The 15,564-nt window shown below is 66.0% G+C and carries 13 protein-coding genes; 8 read left to right on the top strand and 5 right to left on the bottom strand.

Annotation, left to right across the window (positions count from 1 at the left end):
• Positions 1 to 12: 12 nt before the first annotated feature.
• Positions 13 to 921 carry a PaaI family thioesterase gene (locus tag AABA86_RS23790; protein ID WP_338308637.1) on the bottom strand — a complete coding sequence of 303 codons (909 nt, stop codon included), beginning with the start codon at positions 919 to 921 and terminating at the stop codon, positions 13 to 15.
• A 116-nt stretch (positions 922 to 1,037) separates the two neighbouring features.
• Here AABA86_RS23790 and AABA86_RS23785 point away from each other — a divergent pair, with 116 nt between their 5' ends.
• Together AABA86_RS23785 and AABA86_RS23780 are read left to right on the top strand one after the other, a co-directional pair.
• The gene (locus AABA86_RS23785; RefSeq protein WP_028140433.1) at positions 1,038 to 1,358 is read left to right on the top strand and encodes a hypothetical protein; all 321 of its coding nucleotides are present in this window, start codon (positions 1,038 to 1,040) and stop codon (positions 1,356 to 1,358) included.
• Positions 1,359 to 1,542: 184 nt separating this feature from the next.
• Entirely contained in the window at positions 1,543 to 2,769 is a 1,227-nt protein-coding gene (locus AABA86_RS23780) for an LON peptidase substrate-binding domain-containing protein (RefSeq protein WP_338308636.1), read from the top strand.
• Positions 2,770 to 2,787: 18 nt separating this feature from the next.
• Here AABA86_RS23780 and AABA86_RS23775 read toward each other — a convergent pair whose 3' ends face one another.
• Positions 2,788 to 4,263: an amidase gene (locus AABA86_RS23775; RefSeq protein WP_338308635.1), complete on the bottom strand. Its 1,476-nt coding sequence runs from the start codon at positions 4,261 to 4,263 to the stop codon at positions 2,788 to 2,790.
• 1,184 nt (positions 4,264 to 5,447) lie between these two features.
• On the opposite strand from AABA86_RS23775, the gene AABA86_RS23770 reads away from it, so the two are divergent.
• The 4 genes from AABA86_RS23770 (at position 5,448) to AABA86_RS23755 (ending at position 10,346) form a co-directional block, all read left to right on the top strand.
• Positions 5,448 to 7,784: a Tex family protein gene (locus AABA86_RS23770; protein WP_338308634.1), complete on the top strand. Its 2,337-nt coding sequence runs from the start codon at positions 5,448 to 5,450 to the stop codon at positions 7,782 to 7,784.
• 247 nt (positions 7,785 to 8,031) lie between these two features.
• Positions 8,032 to 8,478, top strand: coding sequence for a hypothetical protein (locus tag AABA86_RS23765; RefSeq protein WP_212253506.1), 447 nt, complete (start codon positions 8,032 to 8,034; stop codon positions 8,476 to 8,478).
• A 100-nt stretch (positions 8,479 to 8,578) separates the two neighbouring features.
• The gene (locus AABA86_RS23760; protein WP_212253508.1) at positions 8,579 to 9,271 is read left to right on the top strand and encodes a response regulator transcription factor; all 693 of its coding nucleotides are present in this window, start codon (positions 8,579 to 8,581) and stop codon (positions 9,269 to 9,271) included.
• Positions 9,258 to 10,346 (top strand): sensor histidine kinase, encoded by a 1,089-nt coding sequence (locus AABA86_RS23755; RefSeq protein ID WP_338308633.1) that lies wholly within the window; start codon positions 9,258 to 9,260, stop codon positions 10,344 to 10,346. The genes AABA86_RS23760 and AABA86_RS23755 overlap by 14 nt, the downstream gene beginning before the upstream one ends.
• On the opposite strand, the gene AABA86_RS23750 is transcribed toward AABA86_RS23755, so the two are convergent.
• Both AABA86_RS23750 and AABA86_RS23745 read right to left on the bottom strand, forming a co-directional pair.
• The gene (locus AABA86_RS23750) at positions 10,341 to 10,712 is read right to left on the bottom strand and encodes a response regulator transcription factor (protein WP_212253512.1); all 372 of its coding nucleotides are present in this window, start codon (positions 10,710 to 10,712) and stop codon (positions 10,341 to 10,343) included. The two genes, AABA86_RS23755 and AABA86_RS23750, sit on opposite strands and share 6 nt — an antisense overlap.
• Complete coding sequence (locus tag AABA86_RS23745) at positions 10,709 to 11,575, bottom strand: S1C family serine protease (protein ID WP_338308632.1); 867 nt, start codon at positions 11,573 to 11,575, stop codon at positions 10,709 to 10,711. Before AABA86_RS23745 ends, AABA86_RS23750 begins: the two co-directional genes overlap by 4 nt.
• 183 nt (positions 11,576 to 11,758) lie before the next feature.
• Between AABA86_RS23745 and AABA86_RS23740 the strand changes: the two genes are divergently transcribed.
• Entirely contained in the window at positions 11,759 to 12,724 is a 966-nt protein-coding gene (locus tag AABA86_RS23740) for a VOC family protein (RefSeq protein ID WP_338308631.1), read from the top strand.
• Positions 12,725 to 12,736: 12 nt separating this feature from the next.
• Here AABA86_RS23740 and AABA86_RS23735 read toward each other — a convergent pair whose 3' ends face one another.
• Positions 12,737 to 14,203 (bottom strand): alginate export family protein, encoded by a 1,467-nt coding sequence (locus AABA86_RS23735; protein ID WP_338308630.1) that lies wholly within the window; start codon positions 14,201 to 14,203, stop codon positions 12,737 to 12,739.
• A 270-nt stretch (positions 14,204 to 14,473) separates the two neighbouring features.
• Between AABA86_RS23735 and AABA86_RS23730 the strand changes: the two genes are divergently transcribed.
• Positions 14,474 to 15,349: a dihydrodipicolinate synthase family protein gene (locus AABA86_RS23730; RefSeq protein WP_338308629.1), complete on the top strand. Its 876-nt coding sequence runs from the start codon at positions 14,474 to 14,476 to the stop codon at positions 15,347 to 15,349.
• Positions 15,350 to 15,564: the final 215 nt, after the last annotated feature.

Raw genomic sequence — 15,564 nt, 5'->3', positions numbered from 1 at the left:
GTCAAAAAGCGCTCATTCCTCGTCACGTCCGGGCGTCGGGCGCAGCATGAAATGGCCGAAGGCGGTGGCGATCGGCTTGTCCGCATCGTCCTGCCAGGCGCGCGCCTCGAAGGCGACGATACGCCGGCCCTGCTTGACGATCGAGACGTTGGCAAACGTGTCGAGCGCACGGCCGGAGCGCAAATAGTTGACGGTGAGCCCGATTGGCTTGGGCGGCGCGGCGGCGCCGAGCTCGCGCGCGACGCCGATGACGGCCGTGGTCTCGAGGAAGGCGCCGGTCATGCCGCCGTGGATCGCGGGCAGGATCGGGTTGCCGATGATATGTGGCGAGAACGGCATCGTCAGCGTGCCGTCGTCATTGAGGCGGATGCCGAGGGCGCGCGCGAATGGGCTGCGCGCGAATGGTCCATCCGGATCCTCCGGCGCCTCCAGCACCGGGATGCTGCGCGCATCCATCCGGCGGTCGGCAAGCATGTTGGTGCGGTTGGCGCCGATCATGAAGCAGGCGGTCGCGGTCGCCACCGGGTCGTCCTCGGACTCCTGATAGGCGGTGGAGCGCACGAAGGCGATCGAGCGCGTGGTGCGATAGCAGACCGAATGCGCCTTGATGTCGAGGCCCGGCGTCGCCGGCTTCTGGTAGTCGATGCGCAGGTCCAGGGTCGCAATCGCGCGCGTGCCGTCGAGCGCAAGCTGCACCGCCATGCCGCAGCTCTCGTCCAGCATCGCGGTGACGACGCCGCCATGCAGCACGCCGGTCTCGGTGTCGCCGACGAAGACGGGACGATAGGGCAGGCTCGACCAGGCCTCGCTAGGCGCAAAGCGGTCGAGCTGGAGCCCGCTGATATGGCCGTAATCGGAGCGGCGGCCCTGGACGGCGTCGGCGAGTTCCTCGAACGGGAGCGTGGTCGGTATGGTGCTCATGGGAAGGTTCTAGACCAGTGTCGGGCGCCGCGCAAAACCCCGAATTGGCCTCGACAGAGCAGGCAGAAGCACCGATGGTGGGCGCTTCGTTCGCCGACTAGCCGCAAGGAGCGCCCATGGCCGACCCCGAAACGCCCGCCAACAATCAGGGGCCCGTCACCATTTCGAGCTCGAGCTCGGAGCGGGCGCCGATCATCTATTTCGACGGCGCGTCCTGCTTCGGCCATCACAACGGCGCGATCCAGATCGAGCTCGCCGCGAACCTGCTGATGCCGGTCGGCGCGGCCGTCAGGGTCGACGTGATCCAGACCGCGCATCTGCGCTGCAGCGTCGCCGCAGCGCTGGCGCTGCGCGAAGCCCTCGACAAGGCGCTGGCGATGTTCCGGCAGGGCCAGCAGCAGCCGGTGACGGAGGAGATCCCCGCGGTGAAGAATTGAGATCGCAATTGACAGCGATTTATCTTTGCGCCACCTTCCGTACAGGTTGATACGACCTGCCGGTTGCACCCTCTGTGGAATGGTGAACGTATCGAGCCCTCATCGGCCTCCCCTTTGCCCGAGCGACCGGGTCAGCAACGCAACCGCCTGACACACCTGGATCGCTCATGCAGAGGACGAACCGATGCGCGATTCTCGCGATGCCAAGGCTATGGCGCAGACCCTGCGCGAATCTCTGACCAGCAAGGCCGTCACCGTCAGTCACAGCGAAAGCCTCGAACTTGTCTCGAGAATGCTCGGCGTTGCCGACTGGAACACGCTGTCGGCGCTGCTTCACGCCGAGCGGCGTGATACGGCGGCGCCGATTGCGAGGCTCAAAACGACAACAGCGCTTTATCCCGCCGTTCCGCTCCGCGATCTCGTTCCGTTTCCAAATGCGACATACCCGATGTTTGTGGGCCGAGAGAGCTCCTTCCAGGCCCTGAACCAGGCATTTGACGGCGCACGCGAGGTCGTGCTGGCGGTCCAGCGGGAGGCGGGCGTCGATGATCCCCGATTTGCCGATGTCTACGAGATCGGCATCGTGGCCCAACTGCTCGAACTCGAACCGCTCGCCGATGGCACGTTCAGGGTGCTGACGCGAGGACTGCGGCGTGTCGAGCTACGCAGCTTCGCTACCGAATCGGCCGCCTATTGGGCCGAGGCGGTCGACGTCAGCGAGGGAGTTGCCCGCAATGCAAGGGATCTCATCCGAAGGATCTATCAGCGCTTCCAGGATTACACGGCGGTTCACGGAATTATAGTCCCCGACATCTGGCTGTTCTTCGATCAAACCCGTGATCCCGGACAGATCGCCGATACCGTTGCGACGCGGATGAAGTTGCCGATCAAGGACAAGTACGAGCTGTTGGCGACACTCGATCCCGCGAAGCGGCTCGAGCGCATCGAGGCACTGCTTGACCTGCCGCAGCGCCCGGTTTCAGCAAATTATGCGACTACGATACGGAAGGCGCTCAATCACGCCGACCGCCGTCACCATCAATACGCGACACTTGAGCATTTGCTACTCGCGCTGATCGACGATGCAGAAGCATCCGCCGTGATGCGGGCCTGCGACGCCGATCTCGCCGGCCTGAGGCAGGGACTCGTGCAATTTCTCGACGACGATCTCAAACATATCGTGACGGAGGTCGGGAGCGCCGAGCCCACGGCGGCATTCAATCGCGTCGATCAGCGCGCCGCGCTCCACGCCCAGGAGATGGGTTACACTGCCGTGACCGGCGCCAACGCCCTAATTGCCCTGTTTCCGGAAACACGAAGCCCCGCCGCGCGCCTGCTTGCAGAGCACGGCGTCTCGCGCGGGCGCGCCGACAAGGCGATCGCGCGAGGTGTTGGCAAGGAGATGGGCTAAGCAATCCCTGGCGACAGCTTACGCCCTCGCGACATGCACCTTCGCCGTCTTGCCGCCGTTCCACTTGCCGTCGAGCGCGCGCTCGATCTGGGCGGCGAGTTGCAAGAGCAGGCCGTCATTGGCCTGTTTCGCGATGGCCTGGATGCCGAGCGGAAGGCCGTGGTCTTGCGTCGCCATCGGCATCGAGATCGCCGGCATGCCGCAGAGATTGGCGAGCGGCGTGAAGGCGAAGAAGCGCCAGAGATTGCCGAACCAGTCGAGGACGTCAGGATTGTCGGAGATGGTGAGATATTCCCTCGTGCCGACCTTCGGCGTCGGCAGCGCGGTGATTGGCGTCAGGATCACGTCCCACTGCTCGAAGAAGGCGCCGAAGCCGCGCGATGTCGTGTTGAAAACGCCTTGCATTTTCGCGCGCTCGGCAAAGGTGGTGTGCCGCCCGGCTTCCCAGATCCGGATGTTCATCGGCTCGATCAGGTCTTCCGGCGGCTTGTCCAGCCCGCGCGCGGCGAGCATATTGGAGATCACCACAGCGAAGTTCGAGATGTAGCACATCGTCTGCGCCTCGAACGCGGCACGGAAGTCCAGCTCGGGCAGCGCGTAGTCGACGTGATGGCCGAGGCCTTCGAGGAAACGGCCGGTCTTCTCCAGCTCGGCTGCGAGCTCGGGCGTCGCGGTGTAGTCGCCCCATGTATGCGACAGCGCGATGCGCAGCTTGCCCGGATCGCGCTTGATCATCTCCGAATAAGGCTGCGCCGTGGTCCAGAACGGCATGAACTCGCCGGGCGCAGGCCCGCGGGCATGATCGACGAAGGCGGCGGTGTCGCGCACCGAGCGCGACTGGCAGCCCTGGATCGAGACGAGGCCGGTGAGGTCGGACATGTGGGGGGCGAGCGAGAACACGCCGCGCGAGACTTTCAGCCCGATATTGCCGTTGACGCCGGCGGGAATGCGGATCGAGCCGCCGCCGTCGGTCGCATGCGCGATCGGCACCACGCCGGCGGCGACCATCGCGGCGCTGCCCGCCGAGGAGCCGCAGGTGGTGTAATCGGTATTCCAGGGATTGCGGGTGACGTAGACGGCGGGATTGTCGGCCGAAGAGCACACGCCGAACTCCGGCGTCGTGGTGCGCCCGATCAGGTTGAGCCCGGCCTGGCGGAATTTGCCGGTGAGGAAGGTATCGGCCGCGGCGCGATTGCCGCGCATCAACAGCGAGCCCATTTCCTGCAGCCGGCCTTTCATGGTCGGCCCGAGGTCCTTCATCAGGAACGGAAGGCCGGCAAAGGGACCGGCGAGATTGGCGCCGTCCTTGGCGGGATCGGCGATCACGTCCTCGAACAGCTCGACCACGCCCGACAGCGCCGGATTGACCTTGGCGACACCCGCGGCAGCCTGGCGCGCCAGCTCCTTTGCCGTCAGCTCGCCCTTGCGGACACGCGCCGCGAGGCCCACGCCATCGTGCTGCGCCCATTCAGTCCAGCTCATCGGCAAAGTCATGAAATTCAAATCCCTTTGATGCAGCGCCACCTTCCTTTAGCAAGGGACCGCATGAATCAACTGAGCCGGCACGAGGGGCAGGGTTGCATGGGGCGGAGAGGTCGCAAGGCGGATCTCAATCCGGCAGTGGTGCGATGGTTGCAACCGGGGAGCCTGTAGCCCGGATGGAGCGCAGCGCAATCCGGGGCCGCTCGCCCGGCATTTTGCACGGCCCCGGATTACGCTGACGCTCGATCCGGGCTACGCCATCGTGGCTGTGTCGCCCTCTGTCAATCCGCAAGTGCGAAAATATTCCACTTTGCCGAAATTCGGTTTCGGCGTATGTGTCGCCCATCCTGATCCGGCAAAAGGGGCGGTCGTACGTCGTCACGAGCCGCGGATCGGGGAGCGGTGGACGCGGCAGCGTCGTGCACGAGAAGCGGGAGCAGGGCGGGCGACCCCCGTGAGGTCCCGGCGGCGTGCGGACGAACGGCGCTGATGCGTACGGCCAAATCGCGTGGTCCTGGCTGTCGTTGCTACAGCCAAGCCTTGCGGAGGTGCGCCGAGCCCGACCGGGCGACGCGCATCGTCAATCCGTGAGGTGACGGAGGCAAGCAGGAACTCGTCTCCGGGGAGAGCGCGCCATACGCCGTCAAACATCGCGCAGGGAAGGCCGGATGATCGGCTGCCCTGTGTCTCCCTCGTGCATTGCGTGTGCAATGTGTTCGCACGGGGGTCTTGCGGGTGCCAGCCGGCACCCGGCCTTCCCTGCGCCCTTTCTATTGAGGGCGCGAAGAAGAGAGCAAAACTCGGGCGGAAGCGCCGCGAGGAGGAGAAGCATGTCTGCGAGTCACAACCTCCGACATCGTAGAGTGGGCAAAGCGCAAGCGTGCCCACGCATCTCGTGCCGCAAATTGAGTTTGGTGGGCACGGCTTCGCGCCTTTGCCCACCCTACGGCACGTGTCTGCCGCTCACATCGGCACGTCGCCCACTGCATCACATCGCAAGCGCGCTGCAGCGCGTCCAGGACACGAGAGCAGCACGTCCCCACGAATGTGGCGAGATCGCATCGGTTCGACAAAAAAATCCCCTGTCGACGGTCCTCCGCGGTACCTTGATGAATCAACCCCGGTTGGTCCATAAGCGGCGTCCCGTGGCCGGTGGTTCGCCCCCGCGTTGCGTGCTTGGATAGAGGAATTCTCGCGTGGCAAATATCAACCAGAAAATTGCGCAGGAGCTTGGGGTTCGGGCGGAGCAGGTCGAGGCGACGGTGACGCTGCTCGATGGCGGCGCCACGGTTCCCTTCATCGCCCGCTACCGCAAGGAAGCGACCGGTGCGCTCGACGACGCGCAATTGCGCACCCTGGAGGAGCGCCTGGGTTACCTGCGCGAGCTCGAAGACCGCCGCAAGGCCATCCTCGAATCAGTCCGCGAGCAGGGCAAGCTCGATGCCGCCCTCGAAGCCTCCATTCTCGCCGCCGACAGCAAGGCCCGCCTCGAAGACATCTATTTGCCGTTCAAGCCGAAGCGGCGCACCAAGGCCGAGATCGCCAAGGAAGCCGGCCTCGAGCCGCTCGCCAACCAGCTGATGGCGGAGCCGACCAACGATCCGAAGGTGGTGGCCGAAGCCTTCGTCAACGCCGAGAAGGGCGTTGCGGACGCCGCTGCCGCGCTGGACGGTGCCCGCGCCATCCTGGTCGAACGCTTCGACGAGGATGCCGACCTGATCGGCGCGCTTCGCGAGGAAATGTGGACCAATGCGCGCATGGCCTCCAAGGTGCGCGACGGCAAGAAGACCGAAGGCGAGAAGTTCGCCGACTATTTCGAGTTCTCGGAGCCGCTGACCAAGCTGCCCTCGCACCGCATCCTCGCGATGTTCCGCGGCGAGAAGGAGGAGATCCTCGATCTGCAGATCCAGGCTGAGGCCGAAGCGCCGCCGCCGGGCGTGCCGAGCGCCTATGAACTGAAGATCATGAAGCGGTTCGGCATCGCCGACCTCAAGCGCGCCGGCGACCGCTGGCTGATCGACACCGTGCGCTGGGCCTGGCGCACCAAGATCCAGGTGCATCTCAATATCGACCTGCGCATGCGGCTGTGGAACGCCGCCGAGACCGAGGCCGTGCGCGTGTTCGCCTCCAATTTGCGCGATCTGCTGCTGGCGGCGCCGGCCGGCACCCGCGTCACCATGGGGCTCGATCCCGGCTACCGCACCGGCGTCAAGGTCGCCGTCACCGATGCGACCGGCAAGGTCGTCGACACCGCCGTGATCTATCCGCACGAGCCGCAGCGGCAGTGGAACGAGTCGCTCGCGATCCTCGGCAAGCTCGCATTGAAGCATCATGTCGAGCTGATCGCGATCGGCAACGGCACTGCCTCGCGCGAGACCGACAAGCTCGCGGGCGATCTCGTCAAGGGTCTGGCCGAGCTGAAGATGACCAAGATCGTGGTGTCGGAAGCCGGCGCGTCGGTCTATTCGGCCTCGGCTTTCGCCTCGGAGGAATTGCCCGGCCTCGACGTCACCTTGCGCGGCGCGGTCTCGATCGCGCGGCGTCTGCAGGACCCGCTCGCCGAGCTGGTCAAGATCGAGCCCAAGGCGATCGGCGTCGGCCAGTATCAGCACGATCTCGGCCAGGCCAAGCTCGCAAAATCGCTCGATGCGGTGGTCGAGGACTGCGTGAACGCGGTCGGCGTCGACGTCAACACGGCGTCCGCACCGCTGCTGGCCCGCGTGTCGGGTGTCGGTTCCGGCCTCGCTCAGAGCATCGTGGCGCATCGCGACGCCAACGGCCCGTTCAAGTCGCGCAAGGCGCTCAAGGACGTGCCGCGGCTCGGGCCGAAGGCGTTCGAGCAGTGCGCAGGCTTCCTGCGCATCCTCGGCGGCGAGGACCCGCTCGACGCGTCCGGCGTGCATCCGGAAGCCTATCCGGTGGTGCGCCGGATCCTCAGCGCCACCAAGAGCGACATCAAGGCGCTGATCGGCAGCAGCGAGATCGTGCGCACCCTGAAGCCGAAGGATTTCGTCGACGAGACTTTCGGTCTGCCGACCGTCACCGACATTTTGAAGGAGTTGGAAAAGCCCGGCCGCGATCCGCGTCCGGCGTTCAAGGCCGCCGTGTTCATGGAGGGTGTCGAGGAGATCAAGCATCTCAAGAAGGGCATGATCCTCGAGGGCACCGTGACCAACGTCGCCGCCTTCGGCGCCTTCGTCGACATCGGCGTGCACCAGGACGGCCTCGTGCACATCTCCGCGATGTCCAGGACCTACATCAAGGATCCGCGCGAGGTGGTGAAGCCCGGCGACATCGTCAAGGTCAAGGTGCTGGACTTCGAGGTTGCCCGCAAGCGCATCTCGCTGACCTTGCGTCTCGACGACGAGGTCGGCGCCAAGAAGGACGCCCCCGGCATGCAGCGCGACAACAGCTCGCGCAACCCGTCCCGCATGACGTCGTCGGCCCCGCGCAAGCAGGAATCCTCGGGCGGCGGTGCCCTCGCCGAAGCGCTGCGCAGGGCGGCGGAAAAGAACAACGGCAAGCGGGCGTAGGTTTTCCAGCCTCTCCCCGCTCTTTGCGGGAGAGGTGAGCTGCCCGACGTTTGGAAAACTTTCTCCACGTCGTCATTGCTTCGTCGCAAGGGCTCCTGGCAATGACGGGGAGAGAGCGCGGGCTCCCTCTCCCTAACACCCGCGTTAGAATCTGGCGCATTTGTAAGTTGAAGGCGCCCGTCGCTTCTCCTCATCTGATCGTCCTCGTGCGGCGTTAAGACCGCCGCACTGCAAGGAGGATGCTTCGATGAACAGCAGGCTTCTCAAAGGCCTCACCGCGGTGACGCTCGCCGCGGTGATGGCGGCAGCTTCACCGGTGCTCGCCAGAGGCGGCGGTGGCGGACATGGCGGCTTCGGCGGCGGTGGCCATTTCGGTGGTGGTGGTCATTTCGGTGGCGGCGGGATGCGCGCCGGCGGCTTTAGCGGCATGCATGTCGGCGGGATGGGCGGCGCGCGCTTCGCCCATGTCGGCGGTCCGGCCTTCGGCGGCGCACGCTTCGCGCATGCGGCGATCGGGCCGCGTTTCGCCGGTGCCGGCTGGCACGGCCGCCACGCCTTCCACCATCATCATTTCCGTCGTTTCGCCGTCTTCGGCGCGCCCTTCATTTACGCCGGCTACAATGACGGCTGCTGGCGCAGGAGCTGGACGCCCTATGGATGGCAATGGGTCAATGTGTGCGGAGACTATTGGTAGTCGCATCGCCGTACCGCACCATTGTCGCGGTCGCCACCGGGCGGTTCCGTCCAGCCCCGGAACGGGATAGTCTGGTGGCGATCGTCGCGCGGAGTTTTGCATGACCGGAGGTCACCGTCGCATCCTGGTCGTCGAGGACGATCCGGAAACCGCAGGCCAGCTCGTCGAGGAATTGACGACCTCCGGCTACGACGTCGATCTCGCAGCTAACGGGCGCGAAGCCCTGAGCCACGGCGCGGCGCGCGACTATGCCGTGATCACGATCGACCGGATGCTGCCCGATATCGACGGCATCAGCGTGATGCGGCAATTGCGCGACGACGGCGTCGCCGCGCCGTTCCTGATCATTTCCGCGCTCGGCGAGGTCGATGACCGCGTGCGCGGCCTGCGCGCCGGCGGCGACGACTATCTCGTCAAGCCGTTCTCCTTCACCGAATTGCTGGCGCGGCTGGAGGCGCTCGGCCGGCGCAGCGAGACCATCGCCAAGGAGACGCTGCTGCGGGTCGGCGATCTCGCCATCGACCTGATCGCACGCAGTGCCAGCCGCCGCGGCCGCAAGATCCCGCTGCTGCCGCGCGAATTCCAGCTGCTCGAATATCTCGTCCGCAACGAGGGCCGGGTCGTCTCCCGTGCGATGCTGCTCCAGCACGTCTGGGACCTGCATTTCGATCCCTCCACCAACATCATCGACGTCTATGTCGGGCGCGTCCGCCGCAAGGTCGACGATGCCCAGGCCTATCCTCTGATCCATACCATCCGCGGCATCGGATATTGCCTCCGTGCTCCTGGTTAAGACGCTCCGCTCCTCGACCTTCCGTCTGGCGCTGATCGCGATCGCCGCGTTCGGGCTGATCGTCGCGGCGATCATGGCCTATGTCTATTTCGGCACGATCGCCTATGTGCGGAGCCGGGTCGGCGACGCCGGCGATCACAGCGGCTTCACCGCGATGATCGAGCTTGCGATGTTGGCGGTTGCCGTGCTGCTGCTGGTGCTCGCCGGGCTCGCCGCCGTGCTGGTGACGCGGCGCACCGTCGGGCGGATCGAAGAGATCAACGCCACCAGCCGCGCCATCATGCTCTCAGGCCTCGACCAGCGCATCCCCTTGCGCGGCAGCCATGATGAATGGGACCGCGTCGCCGAAAGCCTCAACCAGATGCTCGACCGCATCGAGACGCTGATGGGCGAGGTCAAGCAGGTCAGCGACAACGTCGCCCATGATCTGCGCACGCCGCTGACGCGGATGCGCGGCCGGCTGGAAAAGGCCTATCACCACGAGCGCAACAGCGAGGCGGATGCCGCGCTGATCGGCGACACCATCGCCGATCTCGACGCCGTGCTCGGCATGTTCGCCTCCATCACCCGGATCTCCGAGATCGAGACCCGTGCCCGCACCGGCGCCTTCCGCGCGCTGAACCTGACGGAAATCGCCGGCGAGGTCGTCGAGCTCTACGACGCCGCCGCCGAGCAGGTCGCAACCCGCCTCAGCCTTGCCGGAGACCGCCAGGTGCCGATCACCGGCGATCGCGACCTGCTGTTCGATGCCATCGCCAATCTCGTCGACAACGCGATCAAGCACGGCTGCAAAGGCGGGCAGGTGAGCGTGACTTGCCGCAGCACCGAGGGCGGCGCGGTGATCGCGATCGCCGACGATGGTCCGGGCATTCCCACTGAGGAGCGCGATCACGTCTTCAAGCGCTTCTACCGGCTCGAGCAGAGCCGCTACACGCCGGGCAATGGCCTGGGCCTCAGCCTCGTCGCCGCGGTCGCGCGGCTTCACGGCGCGGGAGTAGCGCTGCATGACAATGCGCCCGGCCTGACGGTCGAGCTCAGCTTCCCCAAGACCAAAGCACTATTGAGTTCATCATAGCTCGATCACGCCGCGGCGTGCCGCATGCGCCACCGCATCGGTGCGGCCGGTGGCATCGAGCTTGTCGAGCAGCGAGCCGACATGGAATTTCACCGTGTGCACGGAGATGCCGAGCCGGCGGGCGATCATCTTGTTGGAGGCGCCCTCGGCCATCAGCGCCAGCACGTCGAGCTCGCGCTGCGTCAGCGCGATGTCTTCGGGCATGATGCGCGGATCGCGGGCGACGATCGTCGCCGCGGCCGCCTCGCCGGGCCCGGCGAGACGCAGCCCGGCGACGCTGCCGAGCAAGGCCGCCAGGCGATCGGCGAGGGCGGGATCGTCGATCTCCAAGGCAAGCACGATCTCCGGCGTCCGGTCCTCGCTCACGCCTCCGGCCTCTCGCCGACCGTGACCTTGAAGCTGACCGGCTCGCCGCCGCGGCGCGCCGCGACATCGACCACCGCGCCGACGCTCGAAGGTCCCAGCGTTCGCGACAGGGCGCGCACGCCGGACAGCTTCTGGTCGTTGACCGCGACGATGACGTCGCCCTGGCGGATGCCGGCGGCGGCCGAGGGACCGGCCTTGTCGACGTTCATCACCATGGCGCCGAGGCCGTCGTCGAGCCGGACCGGCTGGAGCCCGAGGCCGAGATATCCCCGCGCGATGCGGCCGCGCGTCTCGAGTTGCGCTGCGACGCGCTCGATCGTCGCGGTCGGGATCACCAGCACGCGGCGCGGGCCGAGCACGGCCATGCCGAAGGCCGCGCCCGATGCATCGAGCGCGAGGCCGCCCTGCTGGCTGGCGCGCAGGCGAACATCGAGCTCGATCCGTGCATCGATCTCGCCGCCGCGCAAGGAGCGCCAGCCGTTTCCGGACGCCGACACCATCCCCAGCGCGGCACTGGGCGTGTCACGGTTGGTGGCCACCACGATCGCCAATGTGCCGAGGGGCGGGACGGTTGCGGCGAGCTTAACCGGCGTAACAGCGGCGTCGGTGCGCAGCAGCGCGATATCGGTGGTGTGGTCGCGACCGGCGATCGTGGCGGCCGCCCGGCTGCCGTCGGGCAGGCCGATCTCGACCTCGCCCTCATCGGCCAGCGCCTCGTCGGCGGTGACGATCAGGCCCCCTTTCCAGACGAAGCCGGTCGCGCGGGAGCGATGCGAGTGCACGGAGACGACAGAGGGCGCGGTGCGCGCCACCACGTCCGCGAGGGCGGACGACAGTGAGGACAGGGGAGTTGGATCGGTCATAGCAGGCTCCTATAAGCTGCCCCCAATCTGGGATGTCGCGGGGAATCGCGAAACTGGCCGGGTGGTCAGGACCAGCCTGTTACGGCCGACGAACATGTGATTGGGAGCCGCTCACGGGAACGTGTAGCAATCGGCCCGACATTGCGCCGCACGGCCTTATGCCCTTTCAGCGAGCCCTGACTGATGACCATCGACCTCACCCGCCGCACCCTGCTGCAACTCGCCGGCGCGACCTCGCTTGCCATGGCGGCCGCAGCCGCGGCGCGTGCCGAGGGCGCGCCGCAGGGCGGCGGGCCGACCTATGCCAGCCGCACGCCGATGCGGGTCGGCATGGTGACGCTGCGGGTGAAGAATCTCGACAAGGTTGCGGACTACTACCGCGATGTCATCGGCCTCACCGTGATGGAGCGCTCGGCGACCGCGGCGAAGCTCGGCACATCGGGCATCGCGCTGCTGGTGCTGGAGGCCCGCCCCGATGCGGCAATCGAGCCGCGTAATGCCGCCGGCCTCTACCACACCGCGTTCCTGATGCCGACCCGCAAGGACCTGGCGCGCTGGCTGGTTCACGCCGCCTCGCACCGCGTCAAGCTGTCGGGCTTCGCCGATCATCTCGTCAGCGAATCCGTCTATCTCGATGACCCCGAAGGCAACGGCATCGAGGTCTATGCCGACCGCGATCCCTCGCAATGGCAATGGAGCGAGGGCAGCGTGAAGATGGCGTCCGACGAGCTCAACATTCCCGACCTGCTGTCGCTGACCAATACGCGCGTTCCCGATTACGCCAGGGCGCCGGACGGAATGCGCATCGGCCACATGCATCTGCGGGTCGGCGATCTCGCACAGGCCGGAAATTTCTATCATGGCGCGATCGGCCTCGATCTGACCCGCAGCCGCAACGGCGCCGCGTTCCTGTCGTCGGGGCGCTATCATCATCACCTCGGCATGAACGTCTGGCAGAGCCAGGGCGCCGGCCAGCGCGACGATCAGATGACCGGCCTTGCCTGGTTCTCGCTGGTGACGGAAAAGCAGGACATCCTGGCCGCCCAGGAACAGCGCCTGCGCAAGGGCGGCGCGCAGGTCATGACGCTCGCGAACGGTGTCGAGGCCGTCGATCCCTGGGGCACGCGGGTGCGGCTGATCAGGGGCTAGGCCCCATCGACGTTACCATCGGGCCATCAATTGCAGGCGGTAATAGTCGAAATCGCGTCCGCCGGCGGCGCGAATGTAGTCGCCCGCGTAGACGTGCGCATAGAGCGCGTGCAACTGAAGAAAGCGATTGATGGTCCAGGTCATGTCGATCTGCCCGATCTGCGCGACATCGAGCGATGCCGAGCCCTTCGCCGTGATCTGCGTTCCGATTGGACCATAGACCGCGTCGGCCGTTGTGGCTTTGCGCACGAAGTTCCAGTTCGCGCCGAGGACCAGTCCGGAGGTGATGAACAGGTGGCCATAGGGCTGCAGGTTCGTCACGTTCGAGGCGGAGAGCAGGGACATCTCCGAGATCACGCTCGCTGCCGGATAGGCGCCCGCGAAAGTGTGCAGGGTCGTACCCTTCAAATTGTCGTCACCGCTGGCATAGTGGGTACGTAGGCCGAGCTTCGGGGCGGCACTCTGGCCGAAGATGTCAAGCCGTGGAAACCTGTAGCCGAAATCGCCGAAGGCTCCGAAGGCCGAAATCGATGAGGTCCCGAACGAGCCCCATTGATAGGTTGCCTCGCTGGTGAGCTCGAAGCCCCGGTGCCTTGCTGCGACCCGGGCGCCCCCGCTCCATCGATCTTCGGGCGCCATGCCTCGTGCATAGGTGACGCTGGCTTGCTGCCGGCCGTAGACATAAGCGTCCAGCGTCAGCGGAAGCGCAAGCGGCTCGCGAACGACGGCATAGGCGCCGCGGAAGAATTCCGAGCCGAGCGTGTTGTCGTCGAATGTGCCGGACTGGATGTTGACCGGGTTCGCTGCGAAGACGCGCAAGGTCAGTGAGGGATCGTCATATTCGGCAAGCAATCCGTTGAACGAGCGCCTGAGGTTGGTGGGGTCGCGAACCGCGAGCCAGCGGGAATCGCCGAGATAGAGCTCCTCCCGTCCGGCGCGGAGCATGACGTTTCCGGGCCCCATCGGCAGCACGACATCGACGAAGGCCTGACGAACGTCCGGCCGGCTCTGGTCGTAGGCGCGTTGCACCGGCCGTCCATCCTCATAGGCCGCATCGAATTGCACGAAGGTTCGGAATGTTCGGCCGAGATGCAGATCGAAATGCTGAAACATGCGCTCCTGATGGGATGCCCAGTCGAAGCCGCTCTTGCCGAGGCCGAACAGGTAAGGCGCGTAGCGATCGAGTCGGTAACGGGCCTCGCCGCCCAGCGAGAGCCAGACCTCCGGCGATTGCGCGATCGGAATATATTTGAGCCGCTCCCACGTGCTCAGCTGCGGCTTGCCGGCCAGATAGGAATAATCCTCTTTCCAGCGATAGAGCTGGAACGGCTTTGCCTCGGTGCGCACGTCGCGGCCGCCTTGACCGGACGATCCTTCCTCCTGTGCCACCGCCGATGCAATCGGCAGCGACACTGCGACGATCAAGCTCGCGGCGAGACGGCGCGCGGCCGATCTTCGCCATGACAACAACGCAAACATCGACGCCCCTCGGACGCACTGCCTGCGATGCGCGCGACGCGTAGCCAACGACGCCGGCGCAAGACAGCGCGCCCCTCCCTGCATTTTTCTTGCTACGACAGATGTTACTGCGATCTTCGCGGTAGTCCATCCACACATATATTTCTGCAGGTTGTGGTCCGGGCGCAAATCCGCATCGGGCGATCGCGTTGCTTGCTGGCGCTGGGACCTCATGTTAGCACCCGGAAGGATATCTCCTGTCCGAAGCTGTCTTCAGGGTCCGGTCCAGACATGTCCGAATTCCACGGCGTCTTTCCCTATCTCGTCTCGCCCGTCGATGCCGACGGCACCGTGCGCACCAAAGTGCTCGGCAAGCTCTGTGACGATCTGATCGGCGCGGGCGTGCATGGGCTGACGCCGCTGGGCTCGACTGGCGAGTTCGCCTATCTCAGTGCAGCGCAGCGCACGGCGGTCGTGCAGACCACGATCGAGGCCGCGAGGGGCCGGGTGCCTGTGATTGCGGGCGTCGCCTCGACCTCGACGACGGATGCGGTGGCGCAGGCGAGGGCCTACCAGAAGTGTGGGGCCGACGGCATCCTCGCGATCCTGGAGGCCTACTTCCCGCTCAATGATGCCCAGGTCGAATCCTACTTCCGCGCCATCGCGGATGCCGTCGACATTCCCGTCGTCATCTACACCAATCCGCAATTCCAGCGCTCGGACCTCACCCTCGACGTGATCGCGCGCCTCGCCGAGCATCCGCGTATCGGCTACATCAAGGACGCCTCGACCAACACCGGCCGGCTGCTCTCGATCATGAACCGCTGCGGGGATGGCTTGCGGGTGTTTTCGGCCTCCGCCCATATCCCGGCCGCAGTGATGCTGATCGGCGGGCTCGGCTGGATGGCGGGACCGGCCTGCATCATCCCGCGCCAGAGCGTCGCGCTCTACGACCTCTGCAAGGCCGGCCGCTGGGACGAGGCCATGACGCTGCAGCGCAGGCTGTGGCGCATCAACGAGGCGTTCGCCCGCTTCAACCTCGCCGCCTGCATCAAGGCGGGGCTGTCGATCCAGGGCTACGATGTCGGCGACCCCGTCCCGCCGCAAGCCCCGCTGACGGCCGATGCGCGCAAGGTGGTCGAGGCGGCGTTGCGGGAGCTGGCGTGATTGTCATTGCGGGGCGATGCGCAGCATCGAACCCGGAATCTCGAGATTCCCAGGTGCGCAATTGCGCACCTGAGGTCTGGTCCGTCGGACCATCCCGGAATGACGATCTCCAACGGCATGCCGAATCCGTGGATATCCCGCCCAAAACCGCGGCTGGTATGCCCTTGATCGATCCGCTAAAAGGCTGCCCGCAGTTTCGAAAAGACCCTGAGGAC

The organism is Bradyrhizobium sp. TM233 (assembly GCF_036247965.1).
GTDB lineage: Bacteria > Pseudomonadota > Alphaproteobacteria > Rhizobiales > Xanthobacteraceae > Bradyrhizobium > Bradyrhizobium ottawaense.
The sequence above is the reverse complement of the archived record's forward strand: the minus strand, read 5'-3'. Positions and strand labels throughout refer to the sequence as shown.

What these genes read in the sequence shown, in the direction of transcription:
- AABA86_RS23745 (WP_338308632.1), bottom strand. Translation starts at nt 11,575, where the DNA reads ATGACCGATCCAACTCCCCTGTCCTCACTGTCGTCCGCCCTCGCGGAC.
- AABA86_RS23790 (WP_338308637.1), bottom strand. Translation starts at nt 921, where the DNA reads ATGAGCACCATACCGACCACGCTCCCGTTCGAGGAACTCGCCGACGCC.
- AABA86_RS23780 (WP_338308636.1), top strand. Translation starts at nt 1,543, where the DNA reads ATGCGCGATTCTCGCGATGCCAAGGCTATGGCGCAGACCCTGCGCGAA.
- AABA86_RS23735 (WP_338308630.1), bottom strand. Translation starts at nt 14,203, where the DNA reads ATGTTTGCGTTGTTGTCATGGCGAAGATCGGCCGCGCGCCGTCTCGCC.
- AABA86_RS23765 (WP_212253506.1), top strand. Translation starts at nt 8,032, where the DNA reads ATGAACAGCAGGCTTCTCAAAGGCCTCACCGCGGTGACGCTCGCCGCG.
- AABA86_RS23775 (WP_338308635.1), bottom strand. Translation starts at nt 4,263, where the DNA reads ATGACTTTGCCGATGAGCTGGACTGAATGGGCGCAGCACGATGGCGTG.
- AABA86_RS23760 (WP_212253508.1), top strand. Translation starts at nt 8,579, where the DNA reads ATGACCGGAGGTCACCGTCGCATCCTGGTCGTCGAGGACGATCCGGAA.
- AABA86_RS23740 (WP_338308631.1), top strand. Translation starts at nt 11,759, where the DNA reads ATGACCATCGACCTCACCCGCCGCACCCTGCTGCAACTCGCCGGCGCG.
- AABA86_RS23785 (WP_028140433.1), top strand. Translation starts at nt 1,038, where the DNA reads ATGGCCGACCCCGAAACGCCCGCCAACAATCAGGGGCCCGTCACCATT.
- AABA86_RS23730 (WP_338308629.1), top strand. Translation starts at nt 14,474, where the DNA reads ATGTCCGAATTCCACGGCGTCTTTCCCTATCTCGTCTCGCCCGTCGAT.